The 22,411-nt window shown below is 60.1% G+C and carries 18 protein-coding genes; 8 read left to right on the plus strand and 10 right to left on the minus strand.

Annotated features, from left to right (window positions below; translation table 11 throughout):
* Positions 1 to 48 precede the first annotated feature (48 nt).
* Positions 49 to 1,284 (plus strand): LysR family transcriptional regulator, encoded by a 1,236-nt coding sequence (locus BLS41_RS31050; protein WP_074771530.1) that lies wholly within the window; start codon positions 49 to 51, stop codon positions 1,282 to 1,284.
* A 77-nt stretch (positions 1,285 to 1,361) separates the two neighbouring features.
* Here the strand turns inward: BLS41_RS31050 and BLS41_RS31055 are convergent, their stop codons facing one another.
* The 6 genes from BLS41_RS31055 to BLS41_RS31080 form a co-directional block, all read right to left on the minus strand.
* Positions 1,362 to 2,561, minus strand: a complete 1,200-nt coding sequence (locus tag BLS41_RS31055; protein ID WP_074771531.1) for an MFS transporter — start codon at positions 2,559 to 2,561, stop codon at positions 1,362 to 1,364.
* Between the two features lie 158 nt (positions 2,562 to 2,719).
* Entirely contained in the window at positions 2,720 to 3,304 is a 585-nt protein-coding gene (locus tag BLS41_RS31060; protein WP_253189846.1) for a carboxymuconolactone decarboxylase family protein, read from the minus strand.
* A 35-nt stretch (positions 3,305 to 3,339) separates the two neighbouring features.
* The gene (locus BLS41_RS31065; RefSeq protein ID WP_074771532.1) at positions 3,340 to 5,376 is read right to left on the minus strand and encodes a tripartite tricarboxylate transporter permease; all 2,037 of its coding nucleotides are present in this window, start codon (positions 5,374 to 5,376) and stop codon (positions 3,340 to 3,342) included.
* A 227-nt stretch (positions 5,377 to 5,603) separates the two neighbouring features.
* Positions 5,604 to 6,467, minus strand: a complete 864-nt coding sequence (locus tag BLS41_RS31070) for an amidohydrolase family protein (RefSeq protein WP_074771533.1) — start codon at positions 6,465 to 6,467, stop codon at positions 5,604 to 5,606.
* A gap of 131 nt (positions 6,468 to 6,598) precedes the next feature.
* Positions 6,599 to 7,600, minus strand: a complete 1,002-nt coding sequence (locus BLS41_RS31075; RefSeq protein WP_253189847.1) for a Bug family tripartite tricarboxylate transporter substrate binding protein — start codon at positions 7,598 to 7,600, stop codon at positions 6,599 to 6,601.
* Positions 7,601 to 8,050: 450 nt separating this feature from the next.
* On the minus strand, positions 8,051 to 9,028 hold the full coding sequence (locus BLS41_RS31080; RefSeq protein ID WP_074771535.1) for a LysR substrate-binding domain-containing protein: 978 nt from the start codon (positions 9,026 to 9,028) through the stop codon (positions 8,051 to 8,053).
* Positions 9,029 to 9,291: 263 nt separating this feature from the next.
* Between BLS41_RS31080 and BLS41_RS31085 the strand changes: the two genes are divergently transcribed.
* Positions 9,292 to 10,317, plus strand: a complete 1,026-nt coding sequence (locus BLS41_RS31085; protein WP_074771536.1) for an ABC transporter substrate-binding protein — start codon at positions 9,292 to 9,294, stop codon at positions 10,315 to 10,317.
* Positions 10,318 to 10,480: 163 nt separating this feature from the next.
* On the opposite strand, the gene BLS41_RS31090 is transcribed toward BLS41_RS31085, so the two are convergent.
* The 3 genes from BLS41_RS31090 to BLS41_RS31100 form a co-directional block, all read right to left on the minus strand.
* The gene (locus tag BLS41_RS31090) at positions 10,481 to 11,707 is read right to left on the minus strand and encodes a porin (protein WP_253189848.1); all 1,227 of its coding nucleotides are present in this window, start codon (positions 11,705 to 11,707) and stop codon (positions 10,481 to 10,483) included.
* A 473-nt stretch (positions 11,708 to 12,180) separates the two neighbouring features.
* On the minus strand, positions 12,181 to 13,152 hold the full coding sequence (locus BLS41_RS31095) for an ABC transporter substrate-binding protein (RefSeq protein WP_074771538.1): 972 nt from the start codon (positions 13,150 to 13,152) through the stop codon (positions 12,181 to 12,183).
* Between the two features lie 287 nt (positions 13,153 to 13,439).
* Positions 13,440 to 14,423: a LysR substrate-binding domain-containing protein gene (locus tag BLS41_RS31100; protein WP_074771539.1), complete on the minus strand. Its 984-nt coding sequence runs from the start codon at positions 14,421 to 14,423 to the stop codon at positions 13,440 to 13,442.
* 642 nt (positions 14,424 to 15,065) lie between these two features.
* Here BLS41_RS31100 and BLS41_RS31105 point away from each other — a divergent pair.
* Positions 15,066 to 16,157, plus strand: coding sequence for a porin (locus BLS41_RS31105; protein ID WP_074771540.1), 1,092 nt, complete (start codon positions 15,066 to 15,068; stop codon positions 16,155 to 16,157).
* A gap of 136 nt (positions 16,158 to 16,293) precedes the next feature.
* Here the strand turns inward: BLS41_RS31105 and BLS41_RS31110 are convergent, their stop codons facing one another.
* A complete protein-coding gene (locus BLS41_RS31110; protein WP_074771541.1) occupies positions 16,294 to 17,247 on the minus strand; it encodes a LysR substrate-binding domain-containing protein in 954 nt (317 codons plus the stop codon).
* Between the two features lie 159 nt (positions 17,248 to 17,406).
* Here BLS41_RS31110 and BLS41_RS31115 point away from each other — a divergent pair, with 159 nt between their 5' ends.
* The 5 genes from BLS41_RS31115 to BLS41_RS31135 are packed head-to-tail and all read left to right on the plus strand — an operon-like array spanning position 17,407 to position 22,406.
* Positions 17,407 to 18,462, plus strand: coding sequence for an ABC transporter substrate-binding protein (locus BLS41_RS31115; RefSeq protein ID WP_074771542.1), 1,056 nt, complete (start codon positions 17,407 to 17,409; stop codon positions 18,460 to 18,462).
* A 58-nt stretch (positions 18,463 to 18,520) separates the two neighbouring features.
* Entirely contained in the window at positions 18,521 to 19,600 is a 1,080-nt protein-coding gene (locus BLS41_RS31120) for an ABC transporter ATP-binding protein (protein ID WP_074771543.1), read from the plus strand.
* Positions 19,587 to 20,459 carry an ABC transporter permease gene (locus BLS41_RS31125; protein ID WP_074771544.1) on the plus strand — a complete coding sequence of 291 codons (873 nt, stop codon included), beginning with the start codon at positions 19,587 to 19,589 and terminating at the stop codon, positions 20,457 to 20,459. The genes BLS41_RS31120 and BLS41_RS31125 overlap by 14 nt, the downstream gene beginning before the upstream one ends.
* Before the next feature lie 16 nt (positions 20,460 to 20,475).
* Positions 20,476 to 21,273: an ABC transporter permease gene (locus BLS41_RS31130; protein WP_074771545.1), complete on the plus strand. Its 798-nt coding sequence runs from the start codon at positions 20,476 to 20,478 to the stop codon at positions 21,271 to 21,273.
* Positions 21,270 to 22,406: an NAD(P)/FAD-dependent oxidoreductase gene (locus BLS41_RS31135; RefSeq protein ID WP_074771546.1), complete on the plus strand. Its 1,137-nt coding sequence runs from the start codon at positions 21,270 to 21,272 to the stop codon at positions 22,404 to 22,406. Before BLS41_RS31130 ends, BLS41_RS31135 begins: the two co-directional genes overlap by 4 nt.
* Positions 22,407 to 22,411 lie beyond the last annotated feature (5 nt).

Below are 22,411 nucleotides of genomic sequence, written 5' to 3' on the forward strand. Positions count from 1 at the left end.
AAATTTACGTTAAGCTGAGGGTTTTGGAGAGGTCGGCCGGGAGGAATAATGGGGGCTGTCGGAAAGGCATCGCAGGACGACGATCAGGCACGTTTGAGGCGTCTTTTCCTGTTCGACGCGGTGTGCGAGGCGGGAGGAATCGGACAGGCGGCGCTCCTTGCCGGGCGTACCCAGCCGGCAGTCAGCGTCGCCATCAGCAAGCTCGAAGCGAGCTTCGGCAGTCGATTGCTCGAACGCGGATTCGGGGGCAGTGAATTAACGGGTGAAGGCCAGATTCTGCAGCGACGCGTGCGCCGCATGCTCGATCAGATGGAGCGCGCCGTGACGAATCTGCTCGGTCAGACAGCGGCGGCACAGGCGCAGGCGGCCAAAATCTGCCGGCGCCTGACCGACGGGCAGATTCGCTGTCACGTCGCGATCGCCGAAACGGGGTCTGCGGCAGAGGCGGCGCTGTCGCTGGGCATTTCACAGCCGGCGGTGCATCGCGCTGCACGCCAAATCGAGCAGAACGTCGGCGTGTCGCTGTATCGCCGTCGGGTGCATAGCGTGTCGGCGAACGTGGCGGGAATCGAATTCGCGCGCTGCCTGAGTCTCGCGCTCCATGAGATCGCGCAAGCGGGAGAGGAGCTGGCGTATGCGCGGGGTCAACTCACAGGGAAGGTGGCAATCGGCGTGTTGCCGCTGCTGCCGCCGCGCCTCGTCGCGCGCGCCATTCAACGGTTGAGGGAGCGCTACCCCGCCGCGCGCGTCACCGTCGAGGAAGGCTCGCATGCCCATCTGCTGCGGGAATTGCGCAGCGGAACGCTCGACCTCATCATTGGCGGCTTACGCGAGCCGCGTCTTGCCGGCGTCGCACAGGAAATCGAACTATTCGCCGACCCGTACGTCGTGGCCGTGCGCAAAGGGCATCGCCTGGCGAGACGCAAGAGCGTCGCACTCCCCGATCTCGCCGACCACGACTGGGTGATGCCGCAGCACAATGTGCCGCGCCGCGCGGTGATCGACTCCATTTTTGCGCAACTGCCTGTCAAGCCGCCGCTAGTCCTCGAAACCAGTTCGCTCGCGATGATGCTGGCCATGCTGATGGAAAGCGATTGCCTCACGCTCCTCTCGCGCGCACAGATTCACGATGCCTACCCTGGACGCGAGCTGGTCGCGCTGGAACTGGAATTGCCCGAAGCGAGCCGCGCAGTCGGATATACGGTGCGAACCGACTGGCTCGGCACGACCCTTCAGCAAGCGTTCGTCGAAGGTCTGCGAGCGGAAAGCGAGTCTGAGCAATGAATCGCGCGGTGGTTGCGGCGCAGTGGTTGTAGCTCATTGCCCGCTGCAAAAAACCTCAGGCACCCGGCTCGCTACGTTCAGTGCAAGCTGTCGCGTTGGGCTAGCGGCTTGAACAAACGACTCCACGCGATGCTGACAAAAATGGTTGCACATCCCCCGAGCACGACTGAGCCGATCACGCCGAACACCGTAGCGGTCGTGCCCGATTCGAATTCGCCAAGCTGATTGCTTGCGCCGATAAACAGGGTGTTGACAGCGGAAACCCGCCCGCGCATGCGATCGGGCGTTTCCAGTTGAACCAGCGTCTGCCGCACGACGACACTGATCGTATCGGCCGCGCCCGAGATAGCCAGCAGAACGAGCGATAGGGGAAACGACCGGGACAGACCAAACGCTCCGATGCAAAATCCGTAAACGGCGACGGCGCCCAGCAGCTTTTTGCCGACCCCGCTTCGAATCGCATGACGAGACAAAATCAGGCCGACGCATAACGCTCCCACAGCCGGGGCGGAACGCAGCAAACCGAGCCCTTGCGGCCCAACGTGCAAAATCTCTCTCGCGTAAACCGGCAATAAAGCGGTGGCGCCCCCAAACAGAACAGCGAACAGATCAAGCGAGATAGCGCCGAGCAAGAGAGGGCTGCTCCACACGAAGCGCAGACCGGCAAGGATCGACTCAACCGTGGCCGGCTCGCGCGGCGGCGGCACGTAGTCGTAACGGACGAATGCGCACATGACCGCGCTCGCACTGAAAAGCACGGCACATGTGATGTAAACGGCGTTGACTCCGATTGCAAACAGGAGACCGCCCAACGCCGGGCCGCCGACTACACAAATTTGCTGGACGACCGTGCTGAGCACCATCGAACGCGCGAGCAACGATTGCGGAACCAGCATCGGCAGTAACGACTGCTGCCCCGCCATCTGGAACGGGCGGATGGCGCCGAGGACAAGAGACAGACCGAGCAGTACGTCGCGCGTCACGGCATGAGAAACCGTCGCTGCAGCGAGCACCGAAGCTGTGACAGCCTGAGCGGCAAGACAGACTGCGACGATCCGGCCGCGATGCATGCGATCGGCGCAGTGGCCTGCGACAAACGTCGTCGCGAGTCCTGGCAGAAACTGGAAGAGGCCGACGAGGCCCAGATCCCATGCGCTGGATGTCAGGTCATACATATGCCAGCTGATCGCCAGCAAGATCATCTGCTGGGCGGTAATGGAGCCGACTCGCGCTGTCATGAAGCGTCTGAACGACGCACGGCCAATCAGTGCCGACATGCCGGTGCCTGCATCGATTGCATGCGGCGTTGTATCGCGAGGGGATGTCATTCAGGAATCGATTTTTTTTACAGATGCAGATGTAAAAGCGTGGGCACACATATCCGGTAGGAAAACCTCGCGCCAGGAGCGGAGAACCTCCGGCGCGAAGCGCCCGATCAGTTTTTGGGCTCAAGCGCGTGCAACGTCATCGCGAGTGAAACGGAGGTGAAATAGCCTATGGTAATCAGCAATTCGGCGATCACCGGGCGGCCGAGTTCGGCTGCATAACGAGCGAATCGCGCATCGTCTATCACACCGCCTGCGAGAATATCGGCTACCGCTTCGCACAGTACGCCTAGCCGGCCGTCGACCGATTGGGGTCGCTGCTTTTCAAGAATCGCCGTGACCACCGATTCCGGAATCCCGGATTTAAGCGCATGCCGACGGTGATTGGCGATCACGTAAGGCGCGTTCCAGAACACCGCCGTCGAGAGGATCGCGACCTCTGTCTCGGCTTCGCTAAGCACCGGCGAATGATCGACATGCGTACCGATGATTTCCATTCCTTCCGCGAGATGCGGATTGTGCAGCCAGATGTTGAACGGCGTCGGAATGCGCCCTCGGCCTTCTCCAAGCCTCGCCATCACTTTCTGCTGCTCTTCGCTGGCCTTCTGTGGATCGACAGGTTCAAGTCTTTTGTCCGTCATGTTCTCTTCTTCCAATGAAACGATGCCAAGATTAATTTCACGCGCGCGCAACACGGATTGCATCGCGCGCTATTCGACCACCGGAGTCATTACGCGCCGCCTGCCGCAAGCATTGGGAAATACTGTCCCAGCAAACTGCTCGGCCACGGTATGTGGATAACCTGCTGGAAGATGCCGTACACCACGGCCGTCACGCACAGCGCGAGAATCAGGCTAAGTCGCCACGACTCGCGCCCTTCGACACGCATGAAGGCCACGATCATCAGCGGGATGGTCGGGATCATGCCGATCAGAGCCATACAAACGAGAAACGCGATAAACCAGCCAAGGAATTTCGCTGCCCGCAGCAACACCGTTCTGTTCGGCAAGGCCTCTTCGTTGCTGCTGGCTACATCCATGTGAATGCTGCCAGCGCGCGCCGTTCCCGAAGGAGACGCCACGAGAACCTTATTCGCCAGACTGAGCGTCGCGGCAACGACGAGGATGCCCGCTACCACTGTCGGTCCTATTCTTGCCATGAAGAGCCAGCCCTGTGCGCTCACCAGCATGTAGATGCCCACCCCGATGAAGAACGCGTAGGTCAGATCTTCGAGCTTGAAAACAACTTTCCCACTCGGCTTAAGCCGCGCAAGTCCGCCGCTGCGTACCAGCTTGAACAGAGGATTGAAAAAGATCGCCGCAGCAAGAACCAGCAGGACCATCACGCCCGGCCGCAATAACCAGTGGGTGCCATAGCGCATGAAAGAGATGGTCATGTAGCGCTCCATCAGCACGCCGAGCACGAGACCGAGAATAAGCGGCGGGCGTGTCCATTTCATCCGCTTCATGATCCAGCCAATCACGCCTGCAATCAGCAGGACGAAGAGATCACCCCAACTACGCGAGCCCTGGAACGCGCCCACGTAAATGATGGGCATGATGACCGGCAGAATAAGTGTGTAGCGCAGCGTCGATATTTTGGCGAATTGCCCGCTCAGTAAAAAGCACAGGCCTGCGCCGAAGATATTGGCGAGCGCAATCGACCAGACCATCGAATAGGTCAGGTCCAGATGCTTGGTCAACATGTCCGGGCCGGGTATGAAACCATGCACCATCATCGCGCCCAGCAAGATGGCCTGGGCTGCGCCGCCGGGCACGCCGAACGCCAGCATCGGCACCAGGCTGCCGCCCTCTCGTGCATTGTTGGCGGCCTCCGGGGCAATCACACCGCGTACGTCGCCCGTCGTAAAAGTTTCTCTCGCGCCCTTCGAGGTTTGCATTGCATGACCATAAGCAATCCAGTCCGTTACCGCTCCGGTGATGCCGGGGATCGCACCCAGTGCAGCACCAAGACTGCCCAGACGAAGAACCAGGAACCAGTTTTTCAGCGTATCGGCCACGCCTTGCCGCATTCCTTCGCGTGAACTGAACTGCACGTTCTGCGCAATCGCCGTGCGCCGGATTGCGAGCTCGCACAACTCCGGCAATGCGAAGATCCCGAGAATGATCGGTACCAGTGGAATGCCGTCCTGCAGATAAAGAAGGTCGCCGGTCCAACGCATTTGCCCGGTCTCGACATTCGTGCCGATCATGCCGATGAGAATGCCGAAACATGCCGCGACGATACCTTTCAGCGGCGCGTTACCCGACAATGACGCAACCATCGAGATGCCGAAAATAGTGAGTCCGAGCATCTCGGGAGTACCGATCGACAGCACGAATGGTCGAACCAGAGGCAAGGAGACGCCGAGGATAACCGCACCGATCAGTCCGCCCAGAAGCGACGACATGTAGCACGCGCTGAGCGCACGTGAAGCCTCTCCTCGCCTGGTCATCGGCAGACCGTCGAGAACGGTCGCCTGCGAAGCGGCGTGGCCCGGTACGCCGAACAGCACGGCGGGGATCACGTCCGACGTGGTGATGACTGACGCCATGCCGAGCAACATTGCAAAAGCAGCATACGGGTCCATCGTATACGTGAAAGGCACCAGCAACGCAAAGCCGGTCAGTCCGCCGATCCCTGGCAACAGTCCGATTGCGAGTCCGACCACGACGCCGAACACGAGAAAGATGAGACGGTGGAACTGTAAGAGTGTCGACAGAGCATGACCTGCTGCCAACAAGGTTGCATCGTTGAAAAATTCCATGAGTCATCCAGATTGGCGAGCAAGCCCAGCAGGCTCACTCTGTAAGGCGGCCGGAGGCAAAGATCAGGCATCGTATCAGACGGTCAATCGAGCGAAATCCCGGATTCGGCCACTGTCAGCCTCATTGCTTCAAGCACGGTTTCAGTACGGACCAGCGGATGCAAATGGAGCGCACGGAGGCTGTCGGTCGACAATTCTTTCTTTCCGCTGCCCGCATCTGCAACCCATTACCGCTCCTGATCCGCCAGCGCCGGATATAGAATTTTCGCCGTACGACCCCAGACCCACGCACGTTCTTCGTCGCTGAGCGACGCGAAACAGATGTGCCCCTGATCGATCAACTTCCTGAGCGGCCCCGCCGACGCCGGGTAGTTCGAACCAAATGCCAGATGATCGGCACCGAACACTTTCACGAGATGAGGAAAGAACGCATCTGCTCCGCCCGGCGCTGCCTGCGCGAGGTCGAAAGTGCGAGGCGTTACCTTCATATAGACGTTCTCGTATTTCGCCAGTTCGAACAATTCGGCACAAGCGGCGTATGGAGGTCCGCCTTCGAGAACCGGCCGCGCGCAGTGATCGACCGCGATCCTCACGTTCGGGAATCGTGCAGCCAGCTCAGCCACCATGGGAACACCAGTAAGCGTCGTCTGGACCACCATCGTCATGCCGATCTCCGCACAACGCTCCCAGATCGGGAAAGTCGCCGGATCGACGAGCCAGCGCCCGTCCCCCTGATGGGTCGCGCCGCCGGTAAAAAGTCGAATGCCGCCCATTCCGCGGGCCAGCCAGTAGTCGAACGTAGCCAGCGCGTCGACCGCCAGCAGATCGAACGAATAGACGCCCGTGAATCGCTTCGGCTGTTGCGCCACGCTGTCCGCAACGTACGCGTTGTTATGACCGTAGGTTGTCGAGGAGTGCACGATTGCGGCCTTCGACACGCCCGCCTCGTCCATCTCCGCGATCATTCTTTCGAATGTCACCGGACGCGTGGCGGACCAGTCAGAGCGATGCCCATGTTGCGGAGCAATCGGATAGCGGACCGTATCGTTCGAAACGATATGGGGATGAATATCGATTATTTCCATTTTCATTTATCCGTATTCCTAACTAATGTAATGTCATCCGTCTCCGACAGATGTATGACCTACCCGACTTGAGGCTATTTCAATGACGACCTGGAGCGCGCGGAATCAGATGCAAAACCTGCGCGCTCCCGCGCTCTTCAACCCGGACTAAAGATGAGCTTGCGTGCGCTTTCCAGTTGCGGCGCGGGTGTCGCGTAAAGCTTGTCGACAATCTGCTCCACTGCCGCGCCGTCGATCGGATCGATTGGAAATCCGGCGCTTGTCATCGCCGACTGGAACCCGGGATCGGCAATCGTCCTGGCGAAGGCTGAACGCAACGCCGCGAGTCGCTCGGGCGGCACGCCGGCAGGCACCGCAATGGGCCGTCCCGCCGCGAAGGGAAGAAGGAACAGATTGAAGACCGCCTTCACCTCCGGGTTGGTGATATAGGCGCTCAGGTTTGGAACATTGGGAAACTCAGGCGGGCTTTTCCAGCCGAGTTCCAGCAACACTTTCATCTTTCCACTGGCGAGCAGCCTCACGGGATCGCCCTGCTTCAACCCGTCGACGGTCGACGCCCAACCGTCGACTTCGCCACGTTGCATCGCGAGATAGACTTCGCCTCGTCCCGTATAACCCGGTACGACGCTCATCTTCGTGCCGAGATACTCATTCAATAGCGCCGGTAAGGTCCGATCCTCGTTGGAGAACCCTGTCGCGCCACTGAACATCTTCTTTTTAAACAGATCGTCGGCGGTCGTGACGCCTGAACGAGTCATCGCAACCATGCAGTAATCGACTTTGTTCAGACTGCCAAGCCACTTCACCTTGCGCGGGTCGAACCTGCTTTGCCGTGGATCGAGCAACGGTATATAGAGATTGTTGCGCTGAAGGAAGCCCATGACAGTTCCGTCGGCCGGCTGTCGGGACTGGAGGGACGCTGCCGCCACCATCCCTCCGGCTCCGATCACGTTCATCACGACTGCCTGCGGATGTCCGGGCATGTACTTGACGAAGAAGCGTGCAAATTGCCGCGCAATGATATCGGTGGGTGTACCGGCATCGGCGCTGACCACAAGCGTGACCGTCTTGCCGCTGTAGAAACTTTCAACTGACTGATCAGAAGCCGGCGCGGCAACCGCCGTGGTGGCGACACCCATCAGCACCGCGAAAGCGCGCAATGCGGTCCTGTAGTTCATAGTTCTGCATGTCTCCGATTGTTGTGCGATCCGTCATCACGGCAAGCTGTGCGAGGTCGCTGCCACCGATAGTGGCTCGTGTTGTCGCCAGCAGTTAGCGAGTCGACAGAACGAATTTTTGCCACTACGCCGCTTTCCGTCAATTGATAAAAACTGGGCTGCACTTGAGCAAATGGTCAAGCCACGCGCGAAAGCATGATCGCAGGATTCCACTGACCCTGCAGCGACGACTGTCTCGTCGGCCGAATGCGTCGGCGCCAATGCTTTATGTCACGGCGCGAAGTCGTTCGGATTCGTGTGCGGGGGATGTTAGAACCGGAAAGGAATTTCGCACCGGAGCAGGAGCAAATCAAGGCAGGAAGCAACGACCGCCTCATCAAGCTTTGAACGCTCGCGGAAGCGCTTAATCATTCACTTCTTCTTGCGCGCGGACGACGCCCGGCCTGCGCTGTCAGAGGCAACCGCCATACTCTGCGCAGCGTCCTCCAGGCACGCGACCATCAGTTTCGCGCTGGGGCTCAGGCCGCGATTACGATTCCACAACACGCCTGCGGGCCGCAGCAATTGCGGCAGGCTCAGAGGCAGCGTGTGCAGACGCGGACCCGAATCGTTGACAGGTGCGCCGGCCATCACCGCAATGCACTCCGACACCTGAAGATGAGCTCGCGCAACGTGAATCGAAAGTGTTTCGATGTAGTTGTTGGTCAGAGGCACATCGTGCGCTTCCAGCGTCCGCTCCAGCGGATCGCGCAAGATCGAACCGGGCGGCGGCAGGATCCACGGATAAGGCCGCAGGTCGGACCACTTCAACGACTTCTTGCGCGCCAATGGATGATGTGCGCCCGTCATCAATGTCACGGGTTCCTCGACAAGCTCTTTCTCCTCGAAGCTGCCCAGCGTGTCGGTCGGTGGCAAGCGGCCCACAACGAGGTCGAGTTGGCCTTGCCAAAGCTCCGGCAGCAGCAACGCTGTGGTGCCCTCCGTCACCATCACATTGGTGCCGGGCGAGCGCTGCTTCAGCAGATTGAGCGCCTGCGGCAGCAACACCGACGCCGAAGCCGGCAACATGCCGATGTGAACCTTCCCCGCCGTTCCCGAGTTCAGCGCCTTCAGATCGTCGCTGGCCTGATGCAGGATGGTCAGGATCGATCGCGCATGTCGAATCAGACACTCGCCGTACGGCGTGGGCACGATGCCGTGCGTGGTGCGCTCGAATAGCGTGAGTCCGAGTCCACGTTCAAGTTCGGCCAGTGACTTGGACACCGCCGGCACTGAGACATGTGTGATCTCGGCGACCTGAGTCAGATTGCGGTAGGTGTCGATGGTCGCGAGCAAACGCAGATGCCGCGCCTTCACGTTAATCTTGAGATACCAATCAAGCTCTGACACGTTGTGTCTCCCTCGCAGGTTTTACCATCTGGTTAAGTCCACGGTAATCTTATTCAATCGACCGTGGGATCTGTAGCGCGCAATATCCGGATCTTTCAACAAACGTCGATCGCGGATTGCGTCGGTGCGAGCGGCTCGCGAGACCGTGAAGTGCGATTCGTGCGTCCGGCATCTCGAACGCCGTGAATGTCCACGCGCCGAAGCAGACAACAACGCAAGGCGCCGCACGACACGTGCATCGACAGCATAGACAGAGATTTCAGATGCCGCAGACTTTCAATCGTCGCCATTTCTTGCGCGCGACAGGACGCCTCGCACTAAGCGCCGTCGCAGCCCCATTGACGGCACCGTATATCGCGAAAGCCAGTGCATCACGTCTGACAGTGGTCAGCAATCCGGGCCTGGAGAATGCGACGCTCAACATATTGATGGAGCAACAGGGCTTCTTCAGACAGTTCGGCGCCAATGCGCTCATCGTCGAAGCCGCGGGCACCAGCGGTCCATTCAACGCAATCGCCACAGGTGCCGCGGATATCTGCATGGTATCTGGCTCCAACATTGTGCTGCCGCGAATTGCTGAAGGCGCACCGGTGAAGATCGTCGGTGCAGGGATGCGAAAGTGCGCGTTGACCATTTTCGCCCGGCCCGACGACATCAGAACGCTTGCCGACCTGACAGGAAAATCAGTCGCCGTGGGCCCCGCAAAGGGCTTGTTGCATATGCTGGTAATCCAGCTTTTACGGGAATCGAACATTGACGCGTCGCAGGTAAATTTCATCGATAAGGGAAGCAACGACGAATGCCATGAAGCCGTGGTTAAAGGCGAGGCCGATGCTTGCTGTTCGAGCATTTCGCATCTGAATGACGATGATGGGCTCGTGACCATCAGCGGCGGCAACTTGTGGGAGACTCTGCCCCGATGTGTTTTCCAGACCGCTTATGCCGCCGATTCCGCTCTCCGTGACCAGCACGCGAACATCGTCGCGGTCATGGCGGCTTACGGCGCGCTCTACGACTACCTGATGTCGCCGGCTGCGCATGATGCATTCTTCGAAGCGCGCAAGCATGCGCAAAAGAAATTCGATAAGGCTTCGGCGCAGGCAGTCTGGAATTTCAACCAGGTCCAGCGACCCTACTCACGGGACCTGTCGTTGACCCACGACGACATCGACTATCTGCAGGATATGGAGATCAATTTTGGCAGCCTGAAGCAGAAACTGCCTTTCCATTCGATAGCGGATATGTCGCCGGCAAACGACGCAGCGATGCTGCGCGTCGGAACACCTTAGCGGAACAACTTTGGCACGATCACTGAATCCTCGCGCGACACCCTATTGAGGTATCTGCGAGAGGATTACTTTTCTACCCCATTTCAATTAGGCACCCGAAACGTTCAATATAAGCTGAATTTCCGGGGACCAGATCAACGAAGTTCGGTCGGGCTCGCCGCGGTCAGAAACGATGCTTGATGCCGGCGATGACGGACAACTGCGAGCCGCCCGGCGGTGGCGCCTGGACTGGCAACATGGTGCTCGCCGCAAGAGCGAGATTGCCGCTGTTATGAATGTGATCAGCCGTGACGTACAGCGAGGTGGTCTTGGACAGCGTATAGACGCCGCGCAATACTTCGACCAGAGCTTTATTCGGCGAATGATCGTATCTGAGATTGGCAACCATACCGTCGATTGAAATGTTGTGCCCCACAGGCACCGTTCCCGTCACCCAGACCAGATCGCTTCTCGGTGTGGCGATGCCCAGGTTGATACGCCGGATCCAGCCAACACCGAACCTCGCCCCGTCCACGTTGAAGTAACCGCCCAGGACATATCGGCTATCTGTCAGGTTCGGGGCCGTGAGTCCTCCGTAGGTCGCCGACGTACCACCATTGTTGCGCTCATAGGCGGTGGCTGCACCCCAGTTGTTGCCGGTGTACTTGAGCAGCGCGGACCATTCCTTGCATTCCTGGTAAGGGGTTGTTCCGCCGGGGCAATTACTGCCGACCACGCTGACAGGAGTGGCTGCGACTCCATCGCGGCCGAAGCTGTAATTCACGCCGCCTTCCAATGCACCGAGGTGGACGCGATAGCTCACGGCGTTGTCCGCACGAGGGTTCGCCACGCCATTGTCCAGCGTAGTCAGGCCCTGCGCACCGTCGCCAAACGGGTTGATCGCGGACATCGCATAGAAGCGCATCGTGTATTGGCGGCCAAACGTCAGCCGACCATAGGGGCCGTCGAGACCCACGTAGGCCTGCCGTCCGAACAGACGTCCGCCCTGGCTCGACGTACCGTTCTGCGGCGAATAACCGCCTTCCAGGTTCCAGATGGTCTGCACTCCCGCGCCGAGATCCTCTGTCCCGCGCATGCCGAAGAACGAGGTCGCCATGCCCGATCCCATCTGGAAAGCGCTGCCAGTCGTTTTGCCGGTGGCCGCATGGCTGAGGTACTGCACGCCTTCGTCGATCGAGCCGTATAACGTAACCGAGCTGGAGCTGACTTCCTGAGCCGATGCCGGTCCAACATACATCAACGCCACGCAAGCGCACAATGCGAGCTTGTGATTCATATCTGCTTCTGTCTCCATGTAGTAATCCGCGATCCATCTTTGTGACGCCTCATAGACGTTGGCCGTCTCGAGGTGGATCGCGTTGTCTCTGTTTTGCTTTTTGATTCGAAGCACCGCAATTCTTGCTAGCTTGTCGCCGTAGGTCTATTGAAATAATCTGGTCGTGGCTTGAGGAAACCGTCAAGTGATTCGCCGAAGAGTTCGATTGGCAGCAAGACGCGTATCGATCAGGTGAATGAAAAAACGGGATCGTCAGGCAAAGTGGGGCCATGCAAAGTACCCGCTTCCAAAAGAGAGAAGCGGGTGCGGAGGATCGGCGTTGGAGCGGCTCGGAACGAGCCTGTGAAATCTGCAGAGGCCGCGAATGGGCGATGCAACGGAGCACGCGTCGTCCAGCGGAAAAGAAACTTCCCCGCCGGACGACGCGTTGTCGAAAGCGCAAACGATAGTCGAACAGGATCCTTCGCTCTCGAAGCGCGACAGGAACTGGTTGTCAAAAGCCGGGCGTCTACTTCATGAAACGGCGCCAGCGATCCGCATTGATCGCATGGCAGCCGTGACCAGTCACCCGCTCATGACCACACAACTCAGACACGCGGGTCGACAAACAACTCGTCCATCGACATCCGGCGCGGTGTGAGGCCCTGTTTGAACGCAGTGGCTTCCAGTGCTTCGATGGTCTTGCGATTTTCCTCGATACCGTAAGGCAGCGGATCGTGACCGACAATCTGGCGCAGCTTCAGGTACTTGTTGTCGCCTGCGCTGGTCGATTCGCCTGCATCGAGACGCGCCAGCCACTCCTTCTTCGCCTGCGCAAACGCGTCGTAAATCGACTTCGCGATCCACGGATGCTCGGCCAGCACCGAATCTTTCACGACGATCGTGCCATGCATCGGATAAACGCCGGTACGTGCGTAGTATTCCGTTTCGAGTTCGGTTGCGTTCGGCAGCAGATCTGGATAGTCGGCTTCGACTTCTTTCCAGCCACCTGTGGGCGCACCCGTGCGCCCAATGCCCGCGTTCGCGCCGAAGCCTGCGGCGAGTTCGCCTTTCGCCATCATGTCGGCGAGCGAGCTGCCCTCGGGTGCATGAATCACGTTCGACGGCAGCTTCAACTGCGTGACGTGTTCTTCATCGTCGACTACCCACGTAACCTTCGACGAATCCAGGCCGAATTCATCCATCAGTACCTGGCGGGTCCATACGCCTGTCGTGACCGAGTACGCACGCACGCCGACCTTTTTCCCTTCGAGGTCTTTCGGATGCTTGATGCCCGCGTCAGGCCGCACCAGTAGTCCGCCATGATGGAAGCGTCGCACCACGAAGATCGGCAGGGCAACGAACGGCGCGCCGTAGGCGCGCGCAATGATGTAGGTGGTCGGCGCCAGTTCACACACGTCGAATTCGACGTCACGCACCATCCGCCGGAATGCGCCGATCTGCGGTTTGACGGTGACGAATTCCGCGTCCACACCTTCAATGGGAATTGATCCGTTACGAACGGCCGACGTCTGCGGATGATCCGCAATGGCGATCTTGAGGTGAACCTTCGTTGACATCTGTCTCTCCTGAATAATTGGCTGTGGCGAAACCCGATCCGCGCCTGCGACTCGTCACCACAAAAAATTTCTGGCCTTCCGGAATGGGCCGGCTGTTCAGTGCCGGAAGGTCGAGACAATGATTCACGCTCCCCCCACACCCGGCTGTCAGGCGATCAGGATGTTGCCAGCGCACGGTCATGCGGTCGATTGAATAAAATTACTTGAGCCTTAACCAAATGGTAAAACCTCGGGAATACGAGGTATCGAAGGACATTTTGTCGATGACGCGCGTCACGCCTTGTGGATCACTGCCCGCCTGAGCCCACGGAGCCCGCCGACCGCTCCACCTCGGTAGACACGAGTAGCGGGCTGACCTCTTCGAGGCAACCCAGCATCAGCATTGCGCTTGGCACGAGCGGTTTATCGGCGCGCCAGGCAGCGCCGAGCGGAGATCTGACAAAACCCGGATCGAGTGGCAATACGTGGATAGGACTGACTTCTGCGTACGGATACTGGATATCTATCGTGTACAGCGCGATTGCATCTTCGGACTGGATATAGGCGCGGCTAAGATGAGCGGAAAGGGTCTCGATGTAATTGAGCGGCATGGACATGCCATTACGCGCAAAGGTACTTTCGATCGGCTCCCGCAATAGCGATCCTGGAGGCGGAAGCACCCACGGAAAGTCCTGAAGATCTTTCCATTTCAAATCCTTTCTTCCCACCAGCGGATGATGCGGCCCGGTCACCAGCCGGACCTGCGAATACATGAGAACCTTCCCCTGCAATCCAACCATCGCCGACTGATTAGGGAGCCGTCCAACCACGAGATCCAGCTCGCCTCGCCGTAGTTCCTGCAATAGTGTCGTCATCGGCCCCTCGAAAATCGACACATTGGCGTGCGGCGATTGTTGCTTGAGCCGCGCGAGCGCTTTCGGCATGATCGTTGGAATCAGACTGGGGAGCGCCCCAACGTGAACCTTTCCTGACTGTCCCGTTTGCAGTGCCTTGATTTCCTCGGCAACACGCCCCAACCCACTCAGAAGAACCCGAGCATGACGGACCACGCATTCACCATATGCGGTGGGTCGCAAGCCGTTGACGGTACGCTCAAACAGTTTTACACCGAGTGCGCCCTCGATTTCACTGAGCGCTTTTGAAACCGCCGACACCGTAATGAAGGAGTTCGACGCGACTTCGCTTAGATTTCCAAAGTCATTGACGGCCAGGATCAAACGCAAGTGGCGCGCTTTCAGATTTGCAGTCAAATACCAGTCAAGTTGACTCATCAGGTCTCCGTATTCGTCACCGCAGGCGGTACTCCGCACACGGTTTTCACCGCATTTTACCCTTGTGCGGATTTCCGCTTCATAGCGACGCTGCCATTCCGACTCGCTACAACTCCAGCACTGACACTCGTCAAGGACCTTTGCATCGTCGAGTGCGAAACATCGGCAAACGTCGCAGATAAGCCGCCGCTCGCACGGTGGCGCAGCGGTTTGGACGCTATTCCACTGCGTGGCCGATACTGGTTTACCCGGCCAGATTGTCAGTTAAAAAATACCATTCAATCTAAGTTTTATGCATGGACCGATCGCCTCTCGCGCACTTAACCTTAACGAATGAGTTTCGATAACTTTTTCTCCCGAATCGATAACGACCAGGCAATAAATACCTGCAGTCAACGGAGATCGAATTGAATGGAGAAATGAACTGAGGCTGTTGGTTTGCGTCGTCGTTACCGGTCTTCGATTCGGCAGCCAATAATTTGGGCATCCGATCCGAACAGACTTTCCTCGTTATAACCCCGGCATACGCGAGCACACAGGAATGCTCGATGGTCGATTCATCGCCAATATATTAGGCATCCAGAATAATAAATATTCAAAAAAGCATCGGCAACCAGATGCAGATAACAACGGAGATATCGCTTGAAGAAATTTGCCACTCTCGCATGCGGCACGGTCTTGTCGTGCGCGTCCACTCCGGCCGCGTTCGCGCAGTCGTCGGTCACGCTTTACGGCGTACTCGACAATGGTTTCGTCTATCAAAGTTCGTCGGGCAGCAACAGTTCGGCGGTCCGCGCGGTACCAGGCGGACTCTTCGCAACACGTTACGGCTTCAAGGGCACTGAGGATATCGGCGGCGGCCTGCACGTCAATTTCCAGTTGGAGCAAGCGTTCTCAGGTCAAACGGGCGCCGCGACCAATCCGGCCGACGCGTTCAATCGTCTGGCGTATGTCGGCATGTCCGGCGGCTTCGGCGAAGTCCGCTTCGGGTTGCAGAACTCGCCTTCTTACGACGTCCTCCAGGCAGCAATGGACCCGTCCTGGGTCAAGAGCATCGCGTCGCCGATGAATAACTTCAATGGCCTGATCATCCGCGCGAACAATGGTATCTCCTACTACACGCCGACCTTCGATGGTCTGAATGCCAAGTTCATGGTGGCATTGCGCGATTCGTCGGCAGGTGGGTCGGGCAACGGCATTGGGTTCTACAACGTCGTTCTCCAGTACATCAACGGGCCATTGAATGTGGCGGCCGGCTATGAACGCGGTGACGAGCCGAGCGTCGGCGCCGGCGGCAGCTATACGCTCGCAGGCGGTGCATTGGCAGGTCCGGGGGCGGTATTTACCGTGTTTAACGCGGGTGCGTCGTATGCGATCGGAGCCAACCGCATCTGGCTGGCTTATCACACGGAGCATCTGACGAATACGCCGAAATACAAGCAGCACGACGTCTACCAGATCTCGGACTCGTATCAGATCTCGCCATTTGCGTTGATTTCGCTGATGTACGGTTACCTGTACGACCGCACGGGAGAAGGCAACAACGCGCAGCAGTTGGGTCTGCTTTTCGAGTACTCACTGTCCAAGTCGACTGAACTCTATACGGCGGCCGGCTTTATCCAGAACAGGAACCAGGCTCAATACACGCTGTCGGGTACCGCTTATTCGGGCCTCGCCGTCACTCCCGGTACCAATACGCGCGGCATTGGAGTGGGTCTGGTTCACAAGTTCTGAGGATGCGGCAGAAACACCAACCGGGGCTGTCCAGATGCGCCGGTTGGGCAGTCTCACTGTTATTGGGCGTGGCCGTTTCCAAACCGGCACAGCGGATATCTTCAAACAGCCCGGTGCGGAATTCGGGCGCAGGCAACTACGCCTGCGCCCGTGCTCTGCGCCGGGCGCCTTTCGTCGCGCCCGGCATAGGCGTCACGACTTCCGCAAGCAGTTCCTCGTGCAATCCCCTCAACACGTCGACGAATGCCGAAGCGAGCCGCTCCCGCGGCCTGTGCGGCGGGAATAGCAGGTAAGTTGGAAACAGCGTAGCCGGTAGAAATGGCCTGATCGCGATGCCCGGCCCGGCAAAGTCGCGAGCGACGATCGGATGGGCCAACGTCACGCCCATACCGTGGCGAACCATCTCGCAGCACATCGCGGTGTATTGCGCCTCGATCGCCAGGACACGCTGCACGCCGGCGCGCAGAAACACTTCATCCATCATGGCTCGCGTACCGTCACCGTGACATAGCGAGATGAACGACTCCCCCTCCAGATCTTCAGGCTTGACGGTGCGCTTCGCCGCGAGCGGATGCGTGTCCGGCATCACGCAAACGGCCGCCACGTTCGACAACTGCTCGACCTCGCAATCGGATGCCTCACTCACATACACCGCCACGCCGAGATCGCAGAACTGCGACGCCGTCCAGTGATTGACGGTCGCCGACGTGTTGACGTGAAGCGACACCGTGACGTCAGGGAATAACCCGACAAAGCGTTTGATTGCATGCGGCACCAGCGTCATGCCCGCCGACGGCATGGCCGCGATGCGCAACCGCCCGCTGCCGAGATTGCGAATCTGCGCGGCGGCGTTCGCGAGGCCCTGCAAACCGACAAACGCGCGTTCGACCTCGCGAAAGAACGCCTCGCCCTCGCTGGTCGGAATCAGCCGCACACCGCTGCGTTGAAAAAGCTGCAAGCCCGTGTCGCGTTCCAGTTGCGCGATCAGACGGCTCACATTCGGCTGGGACGTGAAGAGCGCCTTGGCCGCAGCCGTCATGGAACCCGACACCATCACGGCCCGAAACGCTTCTATGTGCTTGAGATTCATACGTATTTTCCCTTAGACCAGCACCTTCAACCCATATCATTCTTGCATGGATAGGTATTTTATTCGTATTGGACGACATAGCCAGCCAGCGCGACACTGCATTTTATCGACGGGCCGACTAGCCCGCGCCACCCCACATCGGAACTGGAGATCGTCGTCATGAAAAGCGCGTTGCATCGCCGTCTGTCCGCCCCTTCGCGCGCCGCCGTCGCGGCGCTTTCCTTCGCTTCCGCCCTCGTCGCCCACGCCGAGACCACCCTGTACGTCGCCAATGTGGGCGGCTCGAACGAACAGGTCTACCGGCAAAAAATCATCCCGGCGTTCGAGAAGGCGCACAACGTCAAGATCGTTTATGTCGCGGGCAATTCGAGCGATACGCTTGCCAAGCTGCAGGCGCAGAAAGGGCATCAGCAGATCAACGTCGCGGTGATGGACGACGGTCCCATGTATCAGGCGATGCAACTGAACCTGTGCGCGAAGCTCGACGACGCGCCGGTGATGAAGGACGTCTACCCGCTGGCGAAACTCGGACCGACTTCGATCGGCGTCGGCATGGTCGCAACCGGCATCGGCTACAACGAGGAAGCGTTCAGGAAGGCCGGCCTGCCGCCGCCCGATTCGTGGAAAGCACTTACCGATAGCCGCATCAAAGGCAAGATCGGTGTGCCGCCGATCACCAACACCTACGGCCTGCATACGCTCGTCATGCTCGCGCGTCTGTCGGGCGGCGGTGAGAAGAACATCGACCCTGGCTTCGCCGAAATGACGAAGGCAGTTGCGCCGAACGTGCTGTCCTGGGCGCCGACGCCAGGCGAGATGGACGGCCAGATGCAGGCCGGCGACGTGATCCTCGCCCCCTACGGCAGCGGCCGCGCGGTGGCCTTGCAGAACACCGGTTTCCCGCTCAAATTCGTCTACCCGAAGGAAGGTGCGGTCGCATTGCAGGTAGCAGCCTGCGTGATCGCCGAAAACGCCCAGCCGCAGTTGTCGCAGCAGTTCGTTCAATACCTGCTGAGCCCGGAAGTGCAGGCGGCACAGGCGCAAGGCATCGGTTTGGGTCCGGTCAACAAGACCGTCAAGCTCGCGCCAGACATCGCCGCGCGCGTGCCTTACGGTCCCGAACAGATCTCGAAGCTGACCGCAATGGACTGGGCGACGATCAACCAGCATCGGACCGAGTGGACCGAACGCTGGAATCGCTCGGTCGAGCGTTGAACTCCGTCACCGGCATTTCTTTCCGCGCGGCGCGCGATCTGATGAAGGAGCAAGACGCATGGCCTTCCTGACTCTGCAGGGCATCTCGAAACGCTACGGCGACTTCACGGCAATCGAACAACTCGACCTGTCGGTCGAGCGCGGCGAACTGCTCTCACTGCTCGGCCCCTCCGGCTGCGGCAAGACGACCACGCTGCAAATGGTCGCGGGCTTCGTCACGCCGACCACCGGCTGCATTCTGCTCGACGGACGCGACATCACCCATGAACGCCCCGAAAAGCGCGGTCTCGGCGTGGTGTTCCAGAGCTACGCGCTGTTTCCGCACATGACGGTGGCGGCCAACGTCGGCTTCGGCCTGGAGATGCGCAAGGTCAAACGCAAGGAGCGCGACGCGCGCGTGGCCGAAGCGCTATCGCTCGTGCGTCTCGACGGACTGGGTCATCGTTATCCGAAAGAACTGTCAGGCGGCCAGCGGCAACGCGTGGCCATTGCCCGCGCCGTCGCCATGCAGCCCGAACTGCTGCTGCTCGACGAGCCGATGTCCAACCTCGACGCGAAGCTGCGTGAAGAGATGCACATCGAGTTGCGCGCGATCCAGAAGCGCCTCGGCATCACGACGATTCTCGTCACGCACGATCAGGTCGAAGCAATGACCATGAGCGACCGCATCGCGGTGATGCATCGCGGCACCATCGCGCAACTGAGCACACCGTATGACGCCTACGAACGTCCGGCCACGCCGTTCGCGTCCACCTTTCTCGGCCGCACCAATGCGATTGCCGGGGAAGTATTACGGCGCAATCTACGTTGCGCGGAAGTCGAGGTTGCGGGAACGACGCTCCACGTACCGCACGAAGGACGTCATGTGCAGGGTGCAGTGAACGTCTATATCCGCCCGGAAAAGGTTCACCTCGCCAACGGCAATGCGCGCCTGCACGGACGCATTGCGACGCGGGTATTCGTCGGCAATCAGTGGTTGCTCGAAGTGGAGACCGAACTCGGCAAGTTGCGCGTCGCGCAGCCGAACTACGGCGCGCCGCCACCGGATGAAGGCGATCGGGTGGGCCTCGTCTGGACCGACGACGACCTGCGCGTACTCACGCAAGACGATCAGGAGACCGCTCATGGCCACGCTTGAGGACGGCCGTCCCGGCGCTGCGCCCTGGCTGCTGTCGGGACCTGCGCTGCTGCTTTTCGTGGGCCTGCTGCTGGTGCCCCTGCTGCTCACGTTGATGCTGTCGTTTCGTGTCTTCAGCGACACGGCGGGCGTTACCTCCGCCTATACGCTGTCGAATTACTGGGAAGTCGTTAGCGATCCGTACTACGGCACGATCTTCCTGCGCACCGCCGGTCTCGCGTTCGGCGTCACGTTGCTGTCTATCGTGCTCGGCGTGCCCGAGACCATCGTGCTCGCCCGGATGAAGCGTCCGTGGCAATCGCTGTGTCTGTTGATCGTGCTCGGCCCGCTGCTGATCTCGGTGGTGGTGCGCACGCTCGGCTGGCAGATTCTGCTCGGCAACAACGGCGTGCTCAACAACCTCCTGCAAGCATTGCATATCACCGACGAACCGATCCGCCTCGTCTTCACGATGACAGGCATGATCATCGCGCTGACGCATGTGCTGGTGCCCTTCATGGTGATGTCGGTATGGGCCAACATGCAGAAGCTCGATCCGCAAGTGGAATGGGCCGGCCGTTCGCTCGGCGGTTCGCCGTTCGCCGTGTTCCGCCGCGTTGTGCTGCCGCAGATCCTGCCCGGCGTTTTATCCGGCTCGATCATCGTGTTCGCGCTGTCGGCGTCGGCGTTCGCCACGCCCGCGCTGATCGGCGGACGGCGCCTGAAGGTGGTCGCCACCGCCGCCTACGACGAATTCCTCGGCACGCTGAACTGGCCGCTCGGCGCGAGCATCGCCGTGTTGCTGCTGATCGCCAACGTGGCGATCGTGATGGGTTGCAGCCGTCTCGCCGAACGCCGCTTCCGGCACATCTTCGATTAAGCGTGGGAGAGCGATCATGAAACAGAACGGCATTCTCGGGCTCGTCTACAACGCGTTCTTCCTGACCTTCATTCTGGCGCCGCTGGCGGTCGTCATGCTGGTGGCGTTCACCGACAAAGGCTTTATCTCGATGCCTTTCGATGGCGCGTCGCTGCGCTGGTTCCGCGCGATCCTTGCCAACGACGACATCGTGTCGGCTTTCTGGCTGTCGGTGCGGCTCGCGTTCGCGGCAGCGACCATTGGCGTGCTGCTTGCGGTGCCGGCTGCGCTCGCCATCGCGCGCTACCGCTTTCCGGGCCGCGCCGCGCTGACCAGCTTCTTCCTCTCGCCGATGATGATTCCCGCCGTCGTGCTCGGCATCGCGTTCCTGCGCTTTCTGTCGCTGCTGCATCTGTCCGGGTCGTTCTGGTCGCTGGTGTGTGCGCACGTGATCATCGTGCTGCCGTACGCGTTGCGGTTGGCGCTGTCGGCGGCGGTCGGACTCGATCGCGACGCCGAGCGCGCGGCGCTTTCATGTGGCGCGAGCCGCTTCACCGCATTTCGCCGCGTGGTCCTGCCAATGATCCGCACCGGGGTCGCGGGCGGCTGGGTGCTGTCGTTCATCCAGAGCTTCGATGAACTGACCATGACCATCTTCGTCGCGACGCCCGGCACCACCACGCTGCCCGTCGCCATGTACAACCAGATCGCGCAGACGATCGATCCGCTGGTCGCTTCGGTGTCGGCGGTGCTGATCGTCGGCACGGTTCTTCTGATGGTCCTGCTCGACCGCATGGTCGGCCTGGACCGCATTCTGATTGGAGAAGCCCGATGACATTGACAGGCACTACCAGTCCCGACGTGCTGGTGCTTGGCGGCGGCCTGGTCGGTTCGGCCGTGGCCTACGGACTCGCCCGCGAAGGCGCGCGCGTCACCGTGCTCGACGAAGACGACGGCGGCTTTCGTGCGTCGCGCGGCAACTTCGGCCTCGTGTGGATTCAGGGCAAGGGCTATGGTTTGTCGCCTTACGCACGCTGGTCGCGCAGTTCGGCGACGCGCTGGCCGCAACTCGCCGACGCACTGCGCAACGAAACCGGCGTCGATGTCGCGCTGCGTCAGCCGGGCGGCTTTCACTTCTGCTTCACCGACGACGAACTCGCCGAACGCGACAAGCGCCTCTCGACGCTGCAAACGGAACTGGGCGACTACCCGTACCGGATGCTCGATGCCGCGGACGTCCGCGCACGCATCCCGCAGATAGGACCCGACGTGATCGGCGCAAGCTACTCGCCCATGGACGGTCACGTGAATCCGCTGAAGCTGCTGCGCGGATTGCACACGGCCATGCAGGCGCGCGGCGTGCGGCTCGTCTCCGGCGAACGGGCCGAACGGATCGAACCGCAGGCGAATGGCTTCGTCGTACACGGAAAACGCGGCACGTATCGCGCGTCGAAAGTGGTGCTCGCTGCCGGACTCGGCAACCGCATGCTCGCGCCGTTCGTCGGACTGAATGCGCCGGTCGCGCCCAATCGCGGACAGGTGCTGGTCAGCGAGCGCGTCGCGCGCTTTCTCGACTATCCGACGCTCAACGTGCGCCAGACCGACGAAGGCAGCGTGCAGTTCGGCGACTCGATGGAAGAAGTCGGCTTCAACGACTTCACCACGACGCACGTGCTCGCCGATATCGCGCGACGCGGCATACGCGCCTTTCCGATGCTCAAGGATGTGCGGCTCGTGCGCATGTGGGCGGCATTGCGGGTCTACAGCCCCGACGGCTTTCCGGTCTACGACCAGTCCGATGCGCACCCCGGTGCGTTCGTCGTCACCTGCCATAGCGGTGTGACGCTGGCGGCGGCTCATGCGCTGCGCGTGGCGCCGTGGATCATGGGCGCGCCCATGCCCGACGAACTGCCCACTTTCTCCGCGCGGCGCTTCGAGCACGCCCGGGAACTGACTCCTGCTCACTGAAACCG

Source organism: Paraburkholderia fungorum, assembly GCF_900099835.1.
In the GTDB taxonomy this organism is placed as follows: Bacteria; Pseudomonadota; Gammaproteobacteria; order Burkholderiales; family Burkholderiaceae; genus Paraburkholderia; species Paraburkholderia fungorum_A.